Origin of the sequence: Thalassotalea euphylliae (assembly GCF_003390335.1) — a bacterium.
Taxonomy (GTDB): Bacteria; Pseudomonadota; Gammaproteobacteria; order Enterobacterales; family Alteromonadaceae; genus Thalassotalea_F; species Thalassotalea_F euphylliae_B.
In genome coordinates this window covers 4,061,627-4,079,343 of the sequence record NZ_QUOU01000001.1, presented here as the reverse complement: position 1 = coordinate 4,079,343, position 17,717 = coordinate 4,061,627, and the positions used below count along the sequence as shown (strand labels likewise).

General features: G+C 46.2%; 17 protein-coding genes. 8 read left to right on the top strand and 9 right to left on the bottom strand.

Going from position 1 to position 17,717, the window contains the following annotated elements; all coding sequences use genetic code 11:
* Positions 1–19: 19 nt before the first annotated feature.
* Genes ccmE through ccmA form a run of 5 tightly spaced genes read right to left on the bottom strand, consistent with a single transcriptional unit; the run spans position 20 to position 2,993 of the window.
* Entirely contained in the window at positions 20–532 is a 513-nt protein-coding gene (gene ccmE, locus DXX93_RS17775) for a cytochrome c maturation protein CcmE (RefSeq protein ID WP_116009281.1), read from the bottom strand.
* Positions 522–794, bottom strand: a complete 273-nt coding sequence (gene ccmD / locus DXX93_RS17770) for a heme exporter protein CcmD (RefSeq protein ID WP_116009280.1) — start codon at positions 792–794, stop codon at positions 522–524. Before ccmD ends, ccmE begins: the two co-directional genes overlap by 11 nt.
* Positions 794–1,570, bottom strand: a complete 777-nt coding sequence (locus tag DXX93_RS17765; protein ID WP_116009279.1) for a heme ABC transporter permease — start codon at positions 1,568–1,570, stop codon at positions 794–796. The genes ccmD and DXX93_RS17765 overlap by 1 nt, the downstream gene beginning before the upstream one ends.
* Entirely contained in the window at positions 1,571–2,278 is a 708-nt protein-coding gene (gene ccmB / locus DXX93_RS17760; protein WP_116009278.1) for a heme exporter protein CcmB, read from the bottom strand. It abuts the gene before it with no gap.
* Position 2,279: 1 nt separating this feature from the next.
* A complete protein-coding gene (gene ccmA / locus DXX93_RS17755) occupies positions 2,280–2,993 on the bottom strand; it encodes a cytochrome c biogenesis heme-transporting ATPase CcmA (protein ID WP_116009277.1) in 714 nt (237 codons plus the stop codon).
* A 257-nt stretch (positions 2,994–3,250) separates the two neighbouring features.
* On the opposite strand from ccmA, the gene DXX93_RS17750 reads away from it, so the two are divergent.
* The 6 genes from DXX93_RS17750 (at position 3,251) to hemH (ending at position 9,448) form a co-directional block, all read left to right on the top strand.
* Positions 3,251–5,221, top strand: coding sequence for a heme lyase CcmF/NrfE family subunit (locus DXX93_RS17750; RefSeq protein WP_116009276.1), 1,971 nt, complete (start codon positions 3,251–3,253; stop codon positions 5,219–5,221).
* A gap of 24 nt (positions 5,222–5,245) precedes the next feature.
* Positions 5,246–5,794, top strand: a complete 549-nt coding sequence (locus DXX93_RS17745; RefSeq protein WP_116009275.1) for a DsbE family thiol:disulfide interchange protein — start codon at positions 5,246–5,248, stop codon at positions 5,792–5,794.
* A 1-nt stretch (position 5,795) separates the two neighbouring features.
* Positions 5,796–6,263, top strand: a complete 468-nt coding sequence (locus tag DXX93_RS17740; RefSeq protein ID WP_116009274.1) for a cytochrome c-type biogenesis protein — start codon at positions 5,796–5,798, stop codon at positions 6,261–6,263.
* Positions 6,264–6,266: 3 nt separating this feature from the next.
* A complete protein-coding gene (gene ccmI, locus DXX93_RS17735) occupies positions 6,267–7,571 on the top strand; it encodes a c-type cytochrome biogenesis protein CcmI (RefSeq protein ID WP_116009273.1) in 1,305 nt (434 codons plus the stop codon).
* Positions 7,572–7,841: 270 nt separating this feature from the next.
* The gene (locus DXX93_RS17730; protein WP_116010025.1) at positions 7,842–8,384 is read left to right on the top strand and encodes a glutathione peroxidase; all 543 of its coding nucleotides are present in this window, start codon (positions 7,842–7,844) and stop codon (positions 8,382–8,384) included.
* A gap of 47 nt (positions 8,385–8,431) precedes the next feature.
* The gene (hemH, locus tag DXX93_RS17725) at positions 8,432–9,448 is read left to right on the top strand and encodes a ferrochelatase (protein ID WP_116009272.1); all 1,017 of its coding nucleotides are present in this window, start codon (positions 8,432–8,434) and stop codon (positions 9,446–9,448) included.
* A gap of 80 nt (positions 9,449–9,528) precedes the next feature.
* Here hemH and DXX93_RS17720 read toward each other — a convergent pair whose 3' ends face one another.
* The 4 genes from DXX93_RS17720 to pepA form a co-directional block, all read right to left on the bottom strand.
* On the bottom strand, positions 9,529–9,738 hold the full coding sequence (locus DXX93_RS17720) for a cold-shock protein (protein WP_116001511.1): 210 nt from the start codon (positions 9,736–9,738) through the stop codon (positions 9,529–9,531).
* 337 nt (positions 9,739–10,075) lie between these two features.
* Positions 10,076–12,946, bottom strand: coding sequence for a valine--tRNA ligase (locus DXX93_RS17715; protein ID WP_116009271.1), 2,871 nt, complete (start codon positions 12,944–12,946; stop codon positions 10,076–10,078).
* Positions 12,947–13,044: 98 nt separating this feature from the next.
* Entirely contained in the window at positions 13,045–13,479 is a 435-nt protein-coding gene (locus DXX93_RS17710; protein WP_116009270.1) for a DNA polymerase III subunit chi, read from the bottom strand.
* Positions 13,480–13,523: 44 nt separating this feature from the next.
* Positions 13,524–15,032 (bottom strand): leucyl aminopeptidase, encoded by a 1,509-nt coding sequence (gene pepA / locus DXX93_RS17705; RefSeq protein WP_116009269.1) that lies wholly within the window; start codon positions 15,030–15,032, stop codon positions 13,524–13,526.
* 322 nt (positions 15,033–15,354) lie between these two features.
* Here pepA and lptF point away from each other — a divergent pair, with 322 nt between their 5' ends.
* On the top strand, positions 15,355–16,527 hold the full coding sequence (lptF, locus tag DXX93_RS17700) for an LPS export ABC transporter permease LptF (RefSeq protein WP_116009268.1): 1,173 nt from the start codon (positions 15,355–15,357) through the stop codon (positions 16,525–16,527).
* 2 nt (positions 16,528–16,529) lie between these two features.
* Positions 16,530–17,594, top strand: coding sequence for an LPS export ABC transporter permease LptG (gene lptG, locus DXX93_RS17695; RefSeq protein WP_116009267.1), 1,065 nt, complete (start codon positions 16,530–16,532; stop codon positions 17,592–17,594).
* Positions 17,595–17,717 lie beyond the last annotated feature (123 nt).

Sequence of the window (17,717 nt, the reverse complement as noted above, 5' to 3'; positions counted from 1 at the left end):
GCTCAGCACGTGGCTGTGCTTAATTCGTGCTATCTAATTGCTGACCGCTATAGCTTGGCTTTTGATGCTTTGTGCCAGCGGCATCCGCCAGCTCTTTCGGCATGTAGTTTTCATCGTGCTTAGCCAGCACTTCTGAGGCTTGAATAATCAAGCCGTCACTCAATACCCCATTGGCGACAATCCCTTGTCCTTCACGGAATAAGTCCGGCAATATGCCGTCGTATTTGACCGTGATCATCGGGTCTTTGGCGTCAAAACTAATGGGCATTTTCATGTCAGCGAGTCTAAAGCTCACTTTCAGGCTGTCGGGATCGCGTTGAACACTTTCTGGCACAACCAAGCCGCCAACGCGTAAGCGCTGACCAATTTGTGCTTTTAAGCCTGTGTCTGCTTTACCGAAATGAATTTCTGATGGTTTGTAAAACAAATCAATATTTTGGCTGAGTGCATACAGGATCAAGCCTGCAACCACACCTAACCCCGATAACACGGCGACGACAATAGTGAGTCGCTTTTTCCTTCTAGGATTCATTCTCTACCTCTTGATGCTCCGCTTTGGAAGCTTGTTGTGCCCTCTTATTTGCCTGCTGTGCGGCTTGTTGCTGCTCGGCGGCAAGTTTTAACTTTTGTTCGCGCTTTATTTGGCTTGCGATTTGCCCTTTGATTGATTTACTGGCGTTAATGCTACTTAAAATCAGTAAGATAAACAGTGCAATTGACGCGCCGTAACTTAGCCATACGAAGAAACCGTAACCACCCATGTCGATAAAAGCAGAAAAATTGTCAAACTGCATTAGTTGGCTCCTTTGTCTAATGAGTTGTTTAGCGCTGGGTTATCTGTGGTCACGAGTTGGCGCACCCATGGGCGCATTTTGTTACGCGACAAAACCTCGGTTTGAAACCGCACACAAGCGATATAACCAGCTAAACAACCGAAACCAAAGAAACAAAACAAGAAAGGCCAATACATGTCAGCGGCCATTGCTGGCATCCCCAATTTTGACACGGTAGCCCCTTGATGAAGCGTATTCCACCACTCGACTGAGTATTTGATAATCGGAATATTAATAACCCCAACCAGTGCTAATATGCCAGCCGCTTTACCTGCCATTTGCTTATCGTCAAAGGCGTTGTGCAAGGCAATCACGCCCAAGTAGAGAAATAGCAGAATAAGCTCTGAGGTTAAGCGTGCGTCCCATACCCACCATGTTCCCCACATCGGCTTGCCCCAAGCGGCACCAGTCAGCAGGGCCATAGCGGTAAATACCGCACCAATGGGGGCCAATGCAGCAGCCGAGGCATCAGCGAGCTTCACTTGCCAAACTAAACTGGAAAGGGCGGCAATCGCCATTGCCACATATAAGCTCATCGACAAAATGGCTGCTGGTACATGTACGTAGAAGATGCGGAAGCTATCACCCTGTTGGTAATCAGCAGGTGCGAATAACAGTGCCCAAATAAGGCCGATCGTTAGCAATAAAAAACTGGCAAAACCAAACCAAGGTTTAATCTTTTCGGTGAAGTGATATGACACTTCAGGATTTGCGTATGGGTGTAACCATTTCCACATTTAGTTAGTACTCACTTTTAAGGCGGCTCCAACGGCAAAGGGTGCAAGCGTTAGTGAACCAAAAAACAGCGCGGCAATTATAGCAAGTTGTCCATTGTAGGGTAAACTCAAGCTTGCAGTATCGATGGCACTCGTCGCGAAGATCAGCACTGGAATATACAGAGGTAAGACAATCAGGCTCAACAACACGCCACCTTTTTTTATACCAACCGTTAGTGCTGCGCCAATCGCGCCAATAAAGCTTAGTACGGGCGTGCCGAGTAGCAGGGTTAACATCAGTGCCGAATAACTTTGCTCAGGCAAATGCAGCATTACCGCCAATAGTGGCGCGATTAAAATGAGTGGTAGGCCCGTTAATAACCAGTGAGCGGTAATTTTTGCCAGCGTAAAAATAAATAGTGGTTGCGGGCTAATTAGCATTTGTTCCAGTGAGCCGTCACTGTGATCCGCCTTAAACAATCGATCCAGCGATAGCAAAGTCGCCAATAGTGCAGACACCCAAACGATGCCGGGCGCAATTTTGGCCAATGTGTTTGGCTGTGGGCCAATACCAAGGGGAAATAGCGTGATGACAATCACGAAAAATAGCAGCGGATTGATCATCTCGTCTTTGTGACGAAAAGCAATGATTAAATCGCGTTTTAGTGTCAGCATAAACGCTTGGCGATAAGACAAACTGACCGCTGTTGAATGTGATGCGCGTGTCATATCAATACAACCTATAGCTCAGTTCGATGGTTTTCACCAAGGCAGGGTCAATGGCGAGGTCTTGGTGAGTAGTCAAAATAACGCAACCACCGCGCTTGGCGTGTTCAACAAAAAGTGCCTCTAATGCGGCAACCCCTTGCTTGTCGATAGCGGTAAACGGCTCATCTAAAATCCACACTTTGGCATTGTTTTGCCAAAGTCGAGCGAGCGCGATACGGCGATGCTGTCCGGCACTTAAATGTGATGCGTAGCAGTCTTCAAAACCTAACAAATTCACGTTTGACAAGGTTTCTTCAGCGAGCGCAGCATCTTCGCCATGTAATGCTAAGTTGAATGCTAAGTTTTCGTGCGCACTAAGTTCACCTTTCACCCCAGGCATGTGGCCTAGGTAAAGCAAGTCTTGAAAATAATATTCCGATTGTTGATGAATAGACTGATTTTTATAGTAAATGTCCCCTTCAAACGGCATAGATAAACCCGCAAGAATGCGCAGTAAACTGGTTTTCCCTGCGCCATTAGGACCGGCAATTTGGACAATTTCTCCCGGCTTAATCGCGAACGACAGATGCTCGAATAGTACGCGGTCTTCACGAATGCAGGTTAATTGCTTGGCTTGAATCAAAGATGGTGTGTCAGACAAGATAACTTCAGTAGGTTGGGGCGATGCACAACTTTTTTGGCTAAGTCGCCGTATTTGATAACGAGCGTTAATCATACTACAAATTGACGCCGACAAAACAGTCTGACGTATGCTGAGCATGGCTTTTGTTGTGTTAAATCATAAAACGATGCGATTAGTTGCGAATTGTTACGGTGAAAAAGCTGATTTAAAGCAAGAATTAGTGGTAAAATCGCCGAGTTTTTCAACGGCGCATAGCCGCTAGCAACTGGCCTGTAAAGCCGTTGGTTTAGTGTGGTTATTGATGGGCAACAACCTGCGCTGAGAAATTAATAAAGAGCTTGGAGTTATACATGATCCCAGAACTTGGGCATTTTTCCCTGATCATTGCCATGGCCTTTGCCATGTGCTTATCCGTAGTGCCGCTCATTGGTGTCTATGCCAACCAGCCGAAACTGGCCGGTTATGCCAAACCACTCACCTTTGGCATGTTTATTTTTACCGCGATTAGCCTTTTTATTCTGGGATACAGCTTTGTCGTTGACGATTTCTCGGTGCGCTATATCGCTGGTCACTCCAACAGTCATTTACCTTATTACTTTAAAATCAGCGCCGTATGGGGTGGTCACGAAGGCTCGTTATTACTTTGGGTATTCTCATTAACCGCGTGGACGATGGCGGTTGCCACTTACAGCAAGAATATTGAACAAGCCTTTATTGCGCGAGTACTTGCGGTGATGGGCATGATCGCAGTTGGCTTTATGGCGTTTACTTTATTAACGTCAAACCCGTTCGAGCGCCTGTGGCCGAATGTGCCGATGGAAGGCCGCGACCTTAACCCGCTATTACAAGATATTGGCCTGATCCTTCACCCACCCATGTTGTATCTCGGTTATGTCGGTTTTTCTGTGGCCTTTGCCTTTGCTGTCGCGGCATTAATGTCAGGCAAGATGGATGCCGCGTGGGCGCGTTGGTCACGCCCATGGACGGTTGGGGCATGGATATTTCTGACCCTAGGGATTGCGCTGGGCAGCTGGTGGGCATACTACGAGCTTGGCTGGGGCGGCTGGTGGTTCTGGGATCCGGTTGAAAATGCATCGTTTATGCCTTGGTTAGTCGGTACTGCATTAATTCACTCGCTTGCGGTGACCGAAAAGCGCGGCACGTTTAGAAACTGGACGGTTTTATTAGCAATATTCGCCTTTAGTTTGAGTTTACTCGGGACGTTTATTGTTCGCTCTGGGGTGATTACTTCGGTGCATTCATTCGCCGCTGATCCAACCCGTGGTGCCTTTATCCTGCTATTACTCGCCATTGCCGTGGGCAGTTCGTTAACGCTTTACGCGTTTAGAGCGAGCAATGTGCAGAGCTTTTCGCGCTTCTCGTTTTACTCGCGGGAAACGGCGTTACTTGCCGCCAATGTTATCTTGGTCACGTCTGCTGTTACCGTCATGTTAGGTACTCTTTATCCATTGTTTATTGATGCCATGGGCTTAGGCAAAATCTCTGTCGGACCGCCATACTTTAACGCAGTATTTGTACCTATGATGTGCTTATTGTTTGTGGTGATGGGCATTGGCCCATTGATTCGCTGGAAAAAAGCCAAGCAAGGGGAATTGCGTAAACAATTAAACCCCATTACGGTACTAAGTTTAGCGGTTGGTTTTGCTTTCCCATTTGTTTATGCCGGTAGTTTTGACTGGTTAGTGAGCTTAGGGATTGGTTTAGCTATGTGGGTTGCTTGCGTGGTGATCAAAGAAGCCATTAACCAAAAGCAAAAAGCGGGCAAACTCACCATGAGCCAACTGGGGATGACCTTGGCGCACTTTGGTATTGCCGTCACCATTGTTGGCGTAACTTTAGTGTCTGTTTATGAAACCGAGACCAACGTGCGCATGGTGGCAGGCGAAAAGGTCACCGTTGATGGTTACACCATTGGCTTTAACGGCATTAAGCCAGTGCAAGGGCCAAATTACTCAGCAGAGCAAGGGCAATTGGAAGTGTTTGAAGGCGATGATTTTGTTGCCTTGTTAAAGCCTGAACGACGTACTTACATGGTGCAAACCATGGGGATGACGGAAGCGGCAATCGATCCCGGTTTAACTCGCGATGTTTATTTAGCGCTAGGTGACCCGCTAGGCGATGGTGCCTGGGCGATTCGTGTTCACATCAAACCCTTTGTTCGCTGGATCTGGTTAGGCGCCATTTTCATGGGGCTGGGTGGTTTGATTGCCATGATGGATAAACGCTATCGCCAGCGCCGTAAACAAAAAGCAGCATCTCATGCAGATGAAAGTGCGCCGTTAACACAACAAACAGCATAAGCAGTAGGCCAAGAAGTAGATATTATGGGCAAGATTATTCGTTTTTTACCCCTCATTGTTTTTATTGCGTTGGGCGCTGTGCTCTATCGCGGCCTGTTTCTAAAGCCGCAAGAGTTGCCGTCGGCACTGATTGGCAAACCTGTACCCGCATTTAGTTTACCTGGCCTTAAAAACGCCGAAGCTGTGTTAACTCCAGCGAGTTTAAAAGGTCAAATCGTATTGCTAAACGTGTGGGCAACTTGGTGTCCTTCCTGTCGCTACGAGCACCCTTATTTGATCGACTTAGCAAAGGGCGGCCAAGTGAGTCTTTATGGTTTGAACTACAAAGATGATCGCCAAGCCGCGTTAAAATGGCTAGACGACTTAGGCGACCCTTATCTGCTTAATGTGTTTGATGAAGCGGGTCGATTAGGGTTGGACTTAGGGGTTTATGCCGCTCCAGAAACCTTCGTGATTGATCACCATGGTATTATTCGCAAACGCTTTGCCGGTCCTATTGATGCGAAAGTGTGGCAAGAGGAGTTTGCCCCGTTGGTGAAGATGATTCGCCAAGAGCAGGCGCGAGGAGAATAAGATGCTAAACCGAATATTGTGCGCAGTCGCTTTACTGTTTGTCGGCGCAACGACTGTATTGGCCATGCCAAGCCAAACGCAGGGCTTTGACGACCCTGTGATGGAAAAGCGCTATCAATCATTAATTAAAGAGCTGCGCTGCCCTAAGTGCCAGAATCAAAACTTGGCGGATTCAAACTCTCAGATCGCCGTTGACTTGCGTAACGAAGTGTATGACATGCTCAGCCAAGGCAAAGCTGATATGGAAATTACCAGCTATATGGTTGATCGCTACGGCGAGTTTGTGCTTTATCGCCCCAAAGTGAGTCAGTTAACCTACATTTTGTGGTTTGGTCCGGCAATTATCTTGTTTATCGGCGTGGTCATTGTTGTGATTGCAGCTCGCCGTAAAGCAGCGACCAAAAAAGAGCTAAGTTTGTCGAGTGAACAACAGCAGCAACTTGATGCCATTTTAAAAGAAAAAGATTAACCCATGTTTGAAGTATTAGTTTTAATTGTTGGATTTATTATTCTGCTACTGGCGGTGATCTGGTGGCACTTTATTCGCAGCAGCAAGCAGCAAGCCGTTGCGATGACAGGCGCACATCGCGAAGACACCAATATCGCCTTATATAAAGAGCACAAAGCTGAAATTGAGAAAGACTTCAATGATGGCAAAATTGATGAAGAAAGCCATCAATATTTGCTGGCCGAGCTCGATAAGAGCTTGTTGCAAGATATTGAGCAAAACAAGAAAGCACAAGCGACCAACGAAGCCAGTACACAAAAGTTATCGGTACTTTGGCCAATTGGTTTAAGTGTGTTTGTGTTGATGTTCAGCTTAGCCATGTATAGCCAACACGGTGCGTACGAGAGACTGGCACAGCCGCGCATTGTGGCGAGTAATGATCAGGCACAACAAGCGCAGCAGGAACAAATGCATGCGCAGTTGCAGCAACTTCAACAAGCCGTTGCTACAGACCCAAGCAATGCTGATGCCTGGTATGGCCTAGGTCAGCTGTATGTTACTGGCGGTCAATTCCAATTAGCGGTTGAAGCATTCGATAAAGTGATTGCTATTGAAGGTGAGCAAGCCGACTTGGTTGGGGCGAAAGCCCAAGCGACTTACTACGGCGCAAACCAAACCATTACGCCAGCAGTACAAGCACTGATTGATCGCGCTTTAGCATTAGATGCCAACGATCCATCCACTAATATATTGCTTGGTATGCATAACTTTATCAATCAGTCTTACCAGCAAGCAATTGATTACTGGCAAAAAGTGGTAGATTCAGGGCGTCAAACAGTGAATGTGACAGCCCTTAACGAAGCCATTAACGAAGCGAGAAGCCGTTTGTCATTAACGCAAGGGAGCGGCCAAGCTGAGGGGCAAGCGAACGATCAAAGGAAAGCGGCTACTGACAGTGTTCAATCAGCGGTGTCAGGGCCTCAATTAACCCTTGCTGTTGAACTCGATGAAAAATTTGTTAGCCAGTTAAACCAAGGTGAAGACAAAGTCGTATTCGTTTATGCTGTGCCAACTAACGGCGGACGTATGCCTGTTGCAGCGGTAAAATTAATGGCATCAGACTTACCTACACAAGTGGTGTTAAACGATGCCAGAGCGATGAGCCCACAAATGAAACTCAGTATGGTTGATACCGTTAACGTCTATGCTGTTGTCTCCCAGCTTGGTGGCGCGGGCATTCAATCGGGTGACTTTAAAGCGGAAGTGACTAACGTCAAAGTGAGTACCACAGAGCCGATTACTGTGAGCATCAATACCTTAGTGCCTTAATGCCCATCGTTAACAGTATTGCTGGGTGCATTTTTAGGTATCACAGTAATGAAAAAGTGCTGAGATTACTCTGTAAGGATCAATAGAGCTTATGGCAGTAGTATAGATAAGTCGCTTGACATCGTTGCACAATAATTTTTGAAAAAGACCTGCTTATGAGCAGGTCTTTGATTATAGTTGGTTAGCAAATAAGACAAGAATATACTAGCAGAAGGACAGAACGTGAAAAAATTAACGCTTACCTTACTTTCGACAATTGTTGGTGCAGCGATGTTTGCACCGAGTGCCATTGCTACTAGCAGTGGTTCCGTTGACGCCACTGCCAGCAAGCAAACGGCGCAATGTGCACCTTTTTTAAATCATAGTTTCCGCAAGCTACACGCCCAAGAGCAAGTCGACTTATGTGAACTTACCGCAGGCAAGCCGGTGTTAGTGATCAACACGGCATCAAATTGTGGTTTTACCCCGCAATTTAAGGCATTAGAAGCGCTGCACAAGCAATACAAAGAGCAGGGCCTAGTGGTGGTAGGCTTCCCGTCAGACGATTTCTTCCAAGAAGAAGATGATGAGAAAGACACTGCGGAAGTGTGTTTTGTTAACTACGGCGTTACCTTTACCATGTTGCAAACCTCACCTGTACGCGGTTCAGATGCCAATCCTGTATTCAAACACTTAGCCGATGAAACCACTGCACCCAAGTGGAATTTCTACAAATATTTAATTAGCAAAGACGGTCAGCAGGTCAAACACTTCAATAGTCGTGTAAAACCTGACGAAGCTGAGTTTATTCAAGCGGTTGAAGCGGTGCTGTAAGCACCGCTTTGACTCTTAATCAATAACAAAAGAGATAAGGTAGCCGTATGTCTCGATTCCTCGGGCTTGATAAAAGCATCCATGACAAGCGTCTAAAAACCGGTGTGTTACTCGTTAACTTGGGTACACCTGATGCGCCAACGCCTAGCGCCTTGCGCCGTTACCTCAGGGAATTTCTGTCTGATCCGCGCGTGGTTGAAATACCGCGTTTGGTGTGGATGATTATTTTGCATGGTATTATTTTACGGATTCGACCTGCTAAATCAGCGAAGCTGTATAAGAGCATTTGGACGAAAGATGGCTCACCGCTATTAGCGATTAGTAAGCGTCAAATGGGCAAGGTAAAGCAACGTCTGCATCAAACCTATGGCGAAGACGTGACGGTGGATGTCGCCATGCGTTATGGCAATCCAAGCGTTAGCTCAGTACTCAAAAAAATGCAGCAGCGCGGCATCAATAACTTGGTGGTATTGCCTTTATATCCGCAATACGCCGGGCCAACAACGGCTTCTGCCTTTGATGCGGTGGTTAAAGAGATTCAGCAATGGCGTTGGATCCCAAGTGTGAACTTTATTGGCTCCTATCACGATCACCCGCTGTATATCAAAGCGCTTGCTAATAGCATTCGTGAGCACTTTGAGCAGCACGGTAAACCTGACAAACTGGTGTTGTCCTACCATGGTATGCCTAAGCTATTTCATGATAATGGCGACCCTTACTATTGTTTCTGTGCCAAAACCACAAGATTGCTGGCAGAAGCACTTGAATTTAACGAAGATGAGTTCGTGATGACCTTTCAATCGCGTTTTGGTAAAGCAGAATGGTTAAAGCCATACACTGACGCTACCTTGGCGGAGTTAGCTGAGAGCGGCACTAAGCATGTTGCGATTGTAAGTCCTGCATTTAGTGCTGATTGTTTGGAAACTTTGGAAGAGTTAGAAGAAGAGAATCGCGAAGAGTTTATGGCAGCTGGTGGGGAAACTTATCACTATATTCCGGCGCTCAATGATCGCGATGATCATATCGATGTGCTTGAAGATTTGGTCAAGCCACATATCGTGTAGCTCACAAAATTTAGGTAATAAAAAAGCAGCCAATTGGCTGCTTTTTTTGAATCTGGTGTTTAACCCACACTAAGTGAAGATTAAAGAGCTGTTACGTTCTCAGCTTCTGGGCCTTTTTGACCTTGCTTAACGCTGAAAGAAACAGATTGACCGTCAGTTAATGTACGGAAACCTGAACCTTGAATAGCACTGAAATGTACGAATACATCTGGGCCATTTTCTTGCTCGATGAAACCAAAGCCTTTCGACTCATTAAAGAATTTTACTTTACCAGTTACTGTGTCTGACATACCTAATTTTCCCGTAGTCAATAAATTTTAAATAATGACGTTACCGTCGCTCACGGAGTAAATGCCCTCTACCCAAAAGTACAGACAGAGGAAGGTATATCCATTAACACAAAACGCGTCAGGTGACTTAACTTACTACACAAATAGCTAATTAAAACCTTCATCCGAACGCAAAAACTCAACGCGAAATAAGCTTAACACACGAATTAGTATTAAGCATGTAAAAAATAAATAATTTATGTTGCAAATCGATGACAAAAAAAGAAAAGGCCATCACAACGAGTGATGGCCTTGAGGTCTTACCAGATATGGGCTATCTCAAAATCGTATTCGCGATTTAAAGGGCTTTGATTTGAAGTTTTTGCTCTAACATTTTCGCTAAGGTAGACTCAGCGTCGGCCAGCTTCGCTTTTTCTTTTTCGATAACCGCTTGAGGTGCTTTACCAACGAAGTTGTCGTTGCTTAATTTACCTTTCACGCGTTGTACGTCTTTTTCTAGCTTTTCAATGCCTTTACTTAAACGCGCAAGCTCAGCATCTTTATCAATTAAGCCAGCCATTGGGATAAGCACCGTCATTTCACCAATAACCGCCGATGCAGAAGCTGGGGCTTCACTGGCGTCGCCTAGTACCTGAATTGACTCAAGCTTAGCCAGTGAGCTCAAGAACTGCTCATTGTCGTCTAAACGGCGTTGATCTTCTGCTGAGACGTTGGTTAGTAATACTGGCAATGGCTTGCTTGGGGCAATATCCATTTCACCGCGAATATTACGAATAGCAACGATAAACTGCTTCACCCACTCAACATCAGTCAGTGCTTGTTCATCAACAGCGCTTTCGTCAAATTGCGGGAAGCTTTGGATCATAATGCTGTCACCCTTGGCTTCAAACGCAGAAAGCGGTTGAACTGATTGCCACACCGTTTCAGTGATAAATGGCATAATCGGGTGCATTAAGCGTAATAGCGCTTCTAGCGTGTTTACGAGCGTGTAACGTGTGCCACGTTGTTGTGCTTCACTGCCTTTGAATAGTACTGGTTTAGTGAGCTCTAAATACCAGTCACAGAATTGGTTCCAAGTGAATTCGTATAATGCTTGCGAGGCTAAGTCGAAACGGAACGTGTTAAACGCTTCGTGCACGGCTTTTACGGTTTGTTGGAATTGGCTTGTGATCCATTTGTCAGCAAGTGAAAATTCCATGTCGCCGCCCTTTCCTTGAGGTGAAGAGCTACCGCAGTCGTGCTCCTCGGTGTTCATCAACACGTAGCGGCTAGCGTTCCATAACTTGTTACAGAAGTTGCGGTAACCGTCTAAACGCTTCATATCCCAATTGATGTCTCGACCAGTTGAAGCAAGTGCCGATAAAGTAAAGCGCAACGCGTCAGTACCGTGTGCTTCAATACCTTCTGGGAATTCTTTCTTGGTGCGTTTGGCAATCTTTTCCGCCAGTTGAGGCTGCATCATATTGCCAGTACGTTTGGTCAGCAACTCATCTAATGAAATGCCGTCAATCATATCGATAGGGTCAATAACATTACCTTTCGATTTCGACATCTTGTCGCCATGATCATCGCGAATTAGACCTGTTACATACACTTGCTTAAAGGGTACTTGTGGCTTGCCATCGTCATCTTTAACAAAGTGCATGGTCATCATGATCATACGGGCAACCCAGAAGAAAATGATGTCAAAACCCGTCACTAACACATCAGTAGAGTGGAAGTCTTCTAGCTCTGGTGTTTTTTCAGGCCAACCGAGTGTTGAGAAAGTCCATAGGGCAGATGAGAACCATGTATCTAATACATCATCGTCTTGGCGAAGGGCAACGTCATCAGCTAAGCCATTTGTCGCGCGTACTTCCGCTTCATCGCGCCCTACGTATACATTGCCGTTGTCGTCGTACCATGCCGGGATACGGTGTCCCCACCATAACTGACGTGAAATACACCAGTCCTGAATGTCGCGCATCCAAGCGAAATACATGTTTTCGTATTGCTTAGGAACAAACTCGATATCACCGTTCTCAACTGCTTCAATGGCAGGTTTTGCTAGCGGTGCAACACGTACATACCATTGATCAGTTAACAGTGGCTCAATCACTACGCCTGAGCGATCACCGTATGGCGCGACTAAGTCGTGATCTTTAATGCTTTCTAATAAACCTAACTCTTCAAACTTGGCAACAATAGCTTTACGGGCGGCAAAGCGGTCAAGGCCAGCAAATTCAGCAGGTAAGGCAGTATCGAACGCATCAGAAGCCTCACCGTTAGTGTCGTACACTTCAGCTTGTGCGAGTACTGCTGCATCTTTATCAAAGATGTTGATCATGGCCAGGCCACAACGCTTACCGACTTCGTTATCGTTAAAGTCGTGCGCTGGGGTGATTTTTACACAACCTGTGCCTTTTTCCATATCCGCGTGCTCGTCACCAACAATAGGAATGCGGCGGCCCACTAATGGCAATTCAACGAATTTGCCAATCAAGTCTTTGTAACGTGGATCTTCTGGGTTAACCGCAACGCCTGTGTCACCCAACATCGTTTCTGGGCGAGTAGTGGCGACCACTAAGTGGTCTTGGCCTTCACTGGTTTTTGCACCATCCGCTAGTGGATATCGCAAGTGCCACATGTGGCCTTTTTTGTCTTTGTTTTCAACTTCAAGGTCTGAGATAGCTGTGTGAAGTTTAGGGTCCCAGTTAACCAGGCGCTTACCACGATAAATCAAATCGTCTTGATATAACTGCACAAACACTTCTTGCACGGCATGTGATAAGCCGTCATCCATGGTGAAGCGTTCACGTTGCCAGTCAATGGAGTTGCCTAGGCGGCGCATTTGCTGGCTGATGTTGCCACCAGACTCTGCTTTCCATTCCCAGATTTTATCGATAAAGGCATCACGGCCGTAATCGTGGCGGGTTTTGTCTTCTTCCGCACCAATTTTACGCTCAACCACCATTTGCGTCGCAATACCTGCGTGGTCAGTGCCTGACTGCCATAAGGTTTTTTTGCTTTGCATACGTTGGAAACGGATCAAGGTATCCATAATGGTTTGTTGGAAAGCGTGACCCATGTGCAGGCTGCCAGTAACGTTTGGTGGGGGGATGGCAATTGAGTAACCATCGCCTTCACCTGTTGGGCTAAAGTAGCCTTTTTCTTCCCAGCTTTGGTAAAGCTGCTGTTCGATATCAGAAGGATTAAATGTTTTTTCCATCTTTAAAGTCTGTCTGCGTAAATTGTGTTCGTAATATGTTTGGCATTTGTACTGTGCTAGTTTGCTAAGGCTAACTTGCTATGTCTAACTCACTAAGGCTAAGTCGATACGGCGTGCGTGTCGACTTGAAAGCCGAACTGGCGACAAGTTTTAAAGCGCTCGCGGGCAAGCTGTTTTTCTTGCTCGGGTGCTGGTACAAAGTCCATTACATGTGAAAATTGGTTGGCAAACACAGGCATGTTTTGCGCTAAATTGATTAGCACTGCGCGTCTTCCGCGTGGTGGTTGCCAGCCGATTTCAACTGGCGACCCCTGCTTAGGGCCTTCGCCCACTAGGTTGTGTGGTACAAAACTGTCAGGCTCAAACGACCACAAAAGTTCATCAACATGATGCGCCAACTGCTGGTCTTCGGTGAAAATATACACCTTTTGTTGCTGGCGAAAGTAGTTTGCCGCTAAGCTACAGGCATAATGTAATCTTGCTTGTTCGCTACTGCCATCAGGCATCAAATGAAAAACTGCTTGGGTTTGCATTCGCGAGTCAACCTAACGTTTTATTGAGTGTTAAAGTAGGCGTATTACTCGCCTTGCTCGGCACCACTTTTGTTGAGTAAAAACTGGGTTAGCATGCTAACCGGGCGACCCGTAGAACCTTTGTCTTTACCACCGCTGCGCCATGCCGTGCCAGCAATATCTAAATGTGCCCAGTGGTATTTCTTAGTAAATTTCGCTAAGAAGCAACCGGCAGTAATAGCACCTGCAGCACGACCACCTAAGTTAGTGAAATCCGCAAATGGGCTTTCTAATTGCTCGTGGTAGTCATCCCACAAAGGTAAACGCCATGCGCGGTCACCACTTTGATCAGAAGCATTAAGTAGCTCATGTGCTAATGGGTTATGCGTACTCATCAAGCCCGTTGCGTGTTTACCTAAGGCAACGACACAAGCCCCTGTTAACGTGGCGACATCAATCACGGCTTCTGGCTCAAAGCGTTCAACGTAGGTCAATGCATCACATAGCACTAAGCGGCCTTCGGCGTCAGTATTTAATACTTCAACGGTTTGACCAGACATGGTCGTTAAAATGTCACCCGGGCGATAAGCGTTAGCATCTGGCATGTTTTCACAGCCCGCTAATACACCAATCACATTAATTGGCAGGTCTAATTCCGCTAGTGAGTGCATCGCACCTAAGACACCAGCTGCGCCGCCCATGTCGTATTTCATTTCGTCCATGGCTTCACCTGGCTTGATGGAAATACCACCAGAATCAAAGGTTAAGCCTTTACCAACCAATACGATTGGTGGTTGTTCAGCATCGCCGCCTTGGTAGTTGATAATGCTCATCATCGACTCGTTAGCCGAGCCGCGACCAACGGCAAGGTATGACCCCATACCAAGCGCTTCCATTTCTTTCTCGCCAATAATTTCGGTGCTTACTTTGTCGTAATCGTTAGCAAGAATGGTCGCTTGTTCGGCAAGGTAAGCAGGGTTACAAATGTTCGGTGGCATGTTCGCCACGTTTTTACAGGTTGTAATACCTTCAGCAACACCTAAACCATGAGTGATCGCGCGCTCGCCGATAGGTAATTCACGGCGCGTTGGTACGTTGAAAACAATTTTACGCAACGGGCGGCGAGGTTCTTCTTTGCGGGTTTTTAAACTGTTAAAGCTGTAGAGGCAGTCTTGCGTTGCTTCTACCGCTTGACGCACTTTCCAGTAGGTGTCACGCCCTTTAACATGCAGCTCAGATAAGAAACACACCGCTTCCATCGAACCTGTTTCGTTTAAAGTATTGATGGTTTTACTGATAATTTGGCGATATTGGCGCTCGTCTAATTCACGCTCTTTACCACAACCGACAAGCAACACGCGCTCGCTTAAAATATTTGGTACATGGTGAAGTAAAAGCATTTGGCCGGATTTACCTTCTAGGTCACCACGGCGCAGCAAGTTACTGATGTAACCTTCACTAATTTCGTCTAGTTGTTCAGCGGTAGCTGATAAGCGGCGAGGCTCAAATACGCCCACGACAATACAGGCGCTACGTTGTTTTTCAGGGCTACCACTTTTTACACTAAATTCCATGAATTCTCCTACTGGATTGCTTGCTTTATTAGTGTGAAATCTTATTTCACTTATGTTTACCCGCCTCTGACCTTAACAAATAACCCAAACAAAGCGTTGGAACTCTACTTTAACGACAGATAAACTAGCTAAAATATCTAATTAACATATTAGTTTACTATGAATTAGATAGGGCTAAGGGCTATAATTATAGCCACATTCAACGGGTTTGCTATGCGCAAGTACGTTCAATTATGTATAAAAATAGCAATTTTACTTAAAAATTGTCCCATTGTCAGAAAAAAACTAAGTTTTTAATCTTGGTTATCCGTTTGAGGTTTAAGTGATTGTATTTCGTTATCTATTAAAGGAAGTGGCCAAAACTCAGCTGGCAGTTTTCTTTGTGTTGATGACCATTTTTATTAGTCAGAAGTTTGTTCGATTACTCGATGATGCCTCAGAAGGCGGCATTCCCGGGCATCTAGTCATGATGTTTATCGGCTTAAAAATGCCTGATTTAGCCGGTATGTTATTACCGCTGAGTTTATTCCTTGGTGTCTTACTCGCCTATGGGCGAATCTATGCCGACAGTGAAATGACGGTATTGCACGCTTGTGGGGTCAGCGAATGGTATGTGGTGCGCGTTACCTTAGTGCTGAGTTTGATCACTGCGATTTTTACTGGCCTCTTTACCTTATATCTGGCGCCGATGGCGGCAGAATATGAATATCAAGTAAAAGAAAAGCTAGCCGCCGATTCCGGCATCAGCGCTATGGTCGCCGGCCGTTTCCAGAAAACTGGTAACAAGAAAGCGGTAGTCTTTATTCACGATAAAGACAGAGCCGATAGCTCGCTTAATAAAGTCTTTGTGGCTCAGCTGCCCAGTGAAGTGGGCGGTACCGAAAGTGTGATTAACTCAAGCTTAGTGTATGCCGATAAAGGGCGCGTTGTGGAAGAAGAATCTGGCTCACAGCGCTTAGTGCTGGAAGATGGCACTCGTTATCAAAGTGATATTAATTCAGGCGAGTTTCGCGCCGTCGCTTTTGATAAATACTACATTCAAATTCAAGATCAAAAAGTGGAGCATAAACGCCGAAAAATCAGTGCGATTGCTACCGAAGATCTCTTGCTTGATGACTCGCAAGATGCGCAAGCGGCGATTCAATGGCGTTTAGCCTTTCCGCTCGCTTGTCTTATTTTAACCTTAGTCGCGGTGCCGCTGTCTGTGGTTAACCCAAGGCAAGGCAAGTTTGCCAAACTACTCCCTGCACTTTTATTGTTTTTAGCCTACTTCCTGCTGCTTACTGCGATGCGCTCTGGTGTCGAAGGTAATGCCCTACCTTATTACGTTGGCTTGTGGCCTGTTCATTTAATTGCGCTAGCGCTTGGTGCGAGCTTATTAATGAAGAGTCGAACTAGTGGGCTGCGCTTGAAGGCAAGGCTACCCAAAGCTTCAAAAAATAGGCGAGAAACCGACGTAAAACCAGCAAGTAACAGCGGTGTAGGGGAGCAATAGTTATGCGTATTTTAGATGCTTATATTGGTCGTGTTATTGCTTCTACCACTTTTATCACGCTGATGGTTTTTGTCAGTGTGAGTGGCATTATCAAGTTTGTCGAACAGATGGGCGATGTTGGCCGTGGCGATTACGAGTTGGCACATGCGGCGCTTTACGTGCTTTACGCCGTGCCGCGAGATATTGAAATATTCTTCCCAATGGCGGCGCTGATAGGTGGCTTGATTGGCATAGGTATGCTGGCGAGCAACAGTGAACTGGTGGTGATGCAGGCCGCTGGCTTGTCAAAGCTGGCGATTGTCAAATCAGCCATGAAAACGGCTGTTTTACTCATTATTGTGTCGATGGCTGTGGGGGAATGGTTAGCACCTGCTGGTGAAGCCTCGGCACGGGAATTAAGGGCTCAGGCAATCTCTGGTGGCAGCTTAATCTCCGCGAAAAATGGTGTTTGGGCGAAAGACGGTGATTATTTTGTGCACATCACTGAGGTTGAAGACCAAGGCACGCTAAACAAAGTGCAGGTCTATCGCTTTGACGATGCCCTCAAGCTGGAAAGCTGGCTATCGGCCGAGTCGGCAACATTTGCCAATGGCGCGTGGCAGCTGAGCAATGTTAAAGACACGAAAGTCACAGAGCGTGCCGTGGTTGAGCAGCAGTTCGACACCTTGGCTTGGCAATCAAGCCTGACCCCAGAAAAACTTGGTGTCGTAACAGTAAAACCTGAATCGCTCTCCGTACAAGGGCTTGTCAGTTATCTGGAATACTTATCACAAAATGATCAAGACCAAAGCCGCTATCTGTTAGCCTTTTGGCGCAAGCTCGTGCAGCCGCTGACAGTTGCCGTGATGCTGTTGGTGGCCTTGTCGTTTATCTTCGGGCCGCTGCGCTCGGTATCAATGGGCGCTCGTATTATGATGGGGGTGCTTACGGGCTTATTGTTCCACATCACTAACCAGATGTTTGGTAGCTTGAGTTTAGTGTATCAATTACCGCCAGTAATTGGTGCCGTGATGCCGAGTATAGTGTTTGTCGGTATTGCCCTGTTTTTGATGAAACGAAAAGCCTAGGCAGTGCTCGAATAGCTACGCCATAGAGAGTTATTTTTAATGGGTTAAGCAATACCTTCAAGCTACTATCATTCAAATTAAGCCCTTCCAAAACCAAAAGAGCAGCTAATCGCTGCTCTTTTG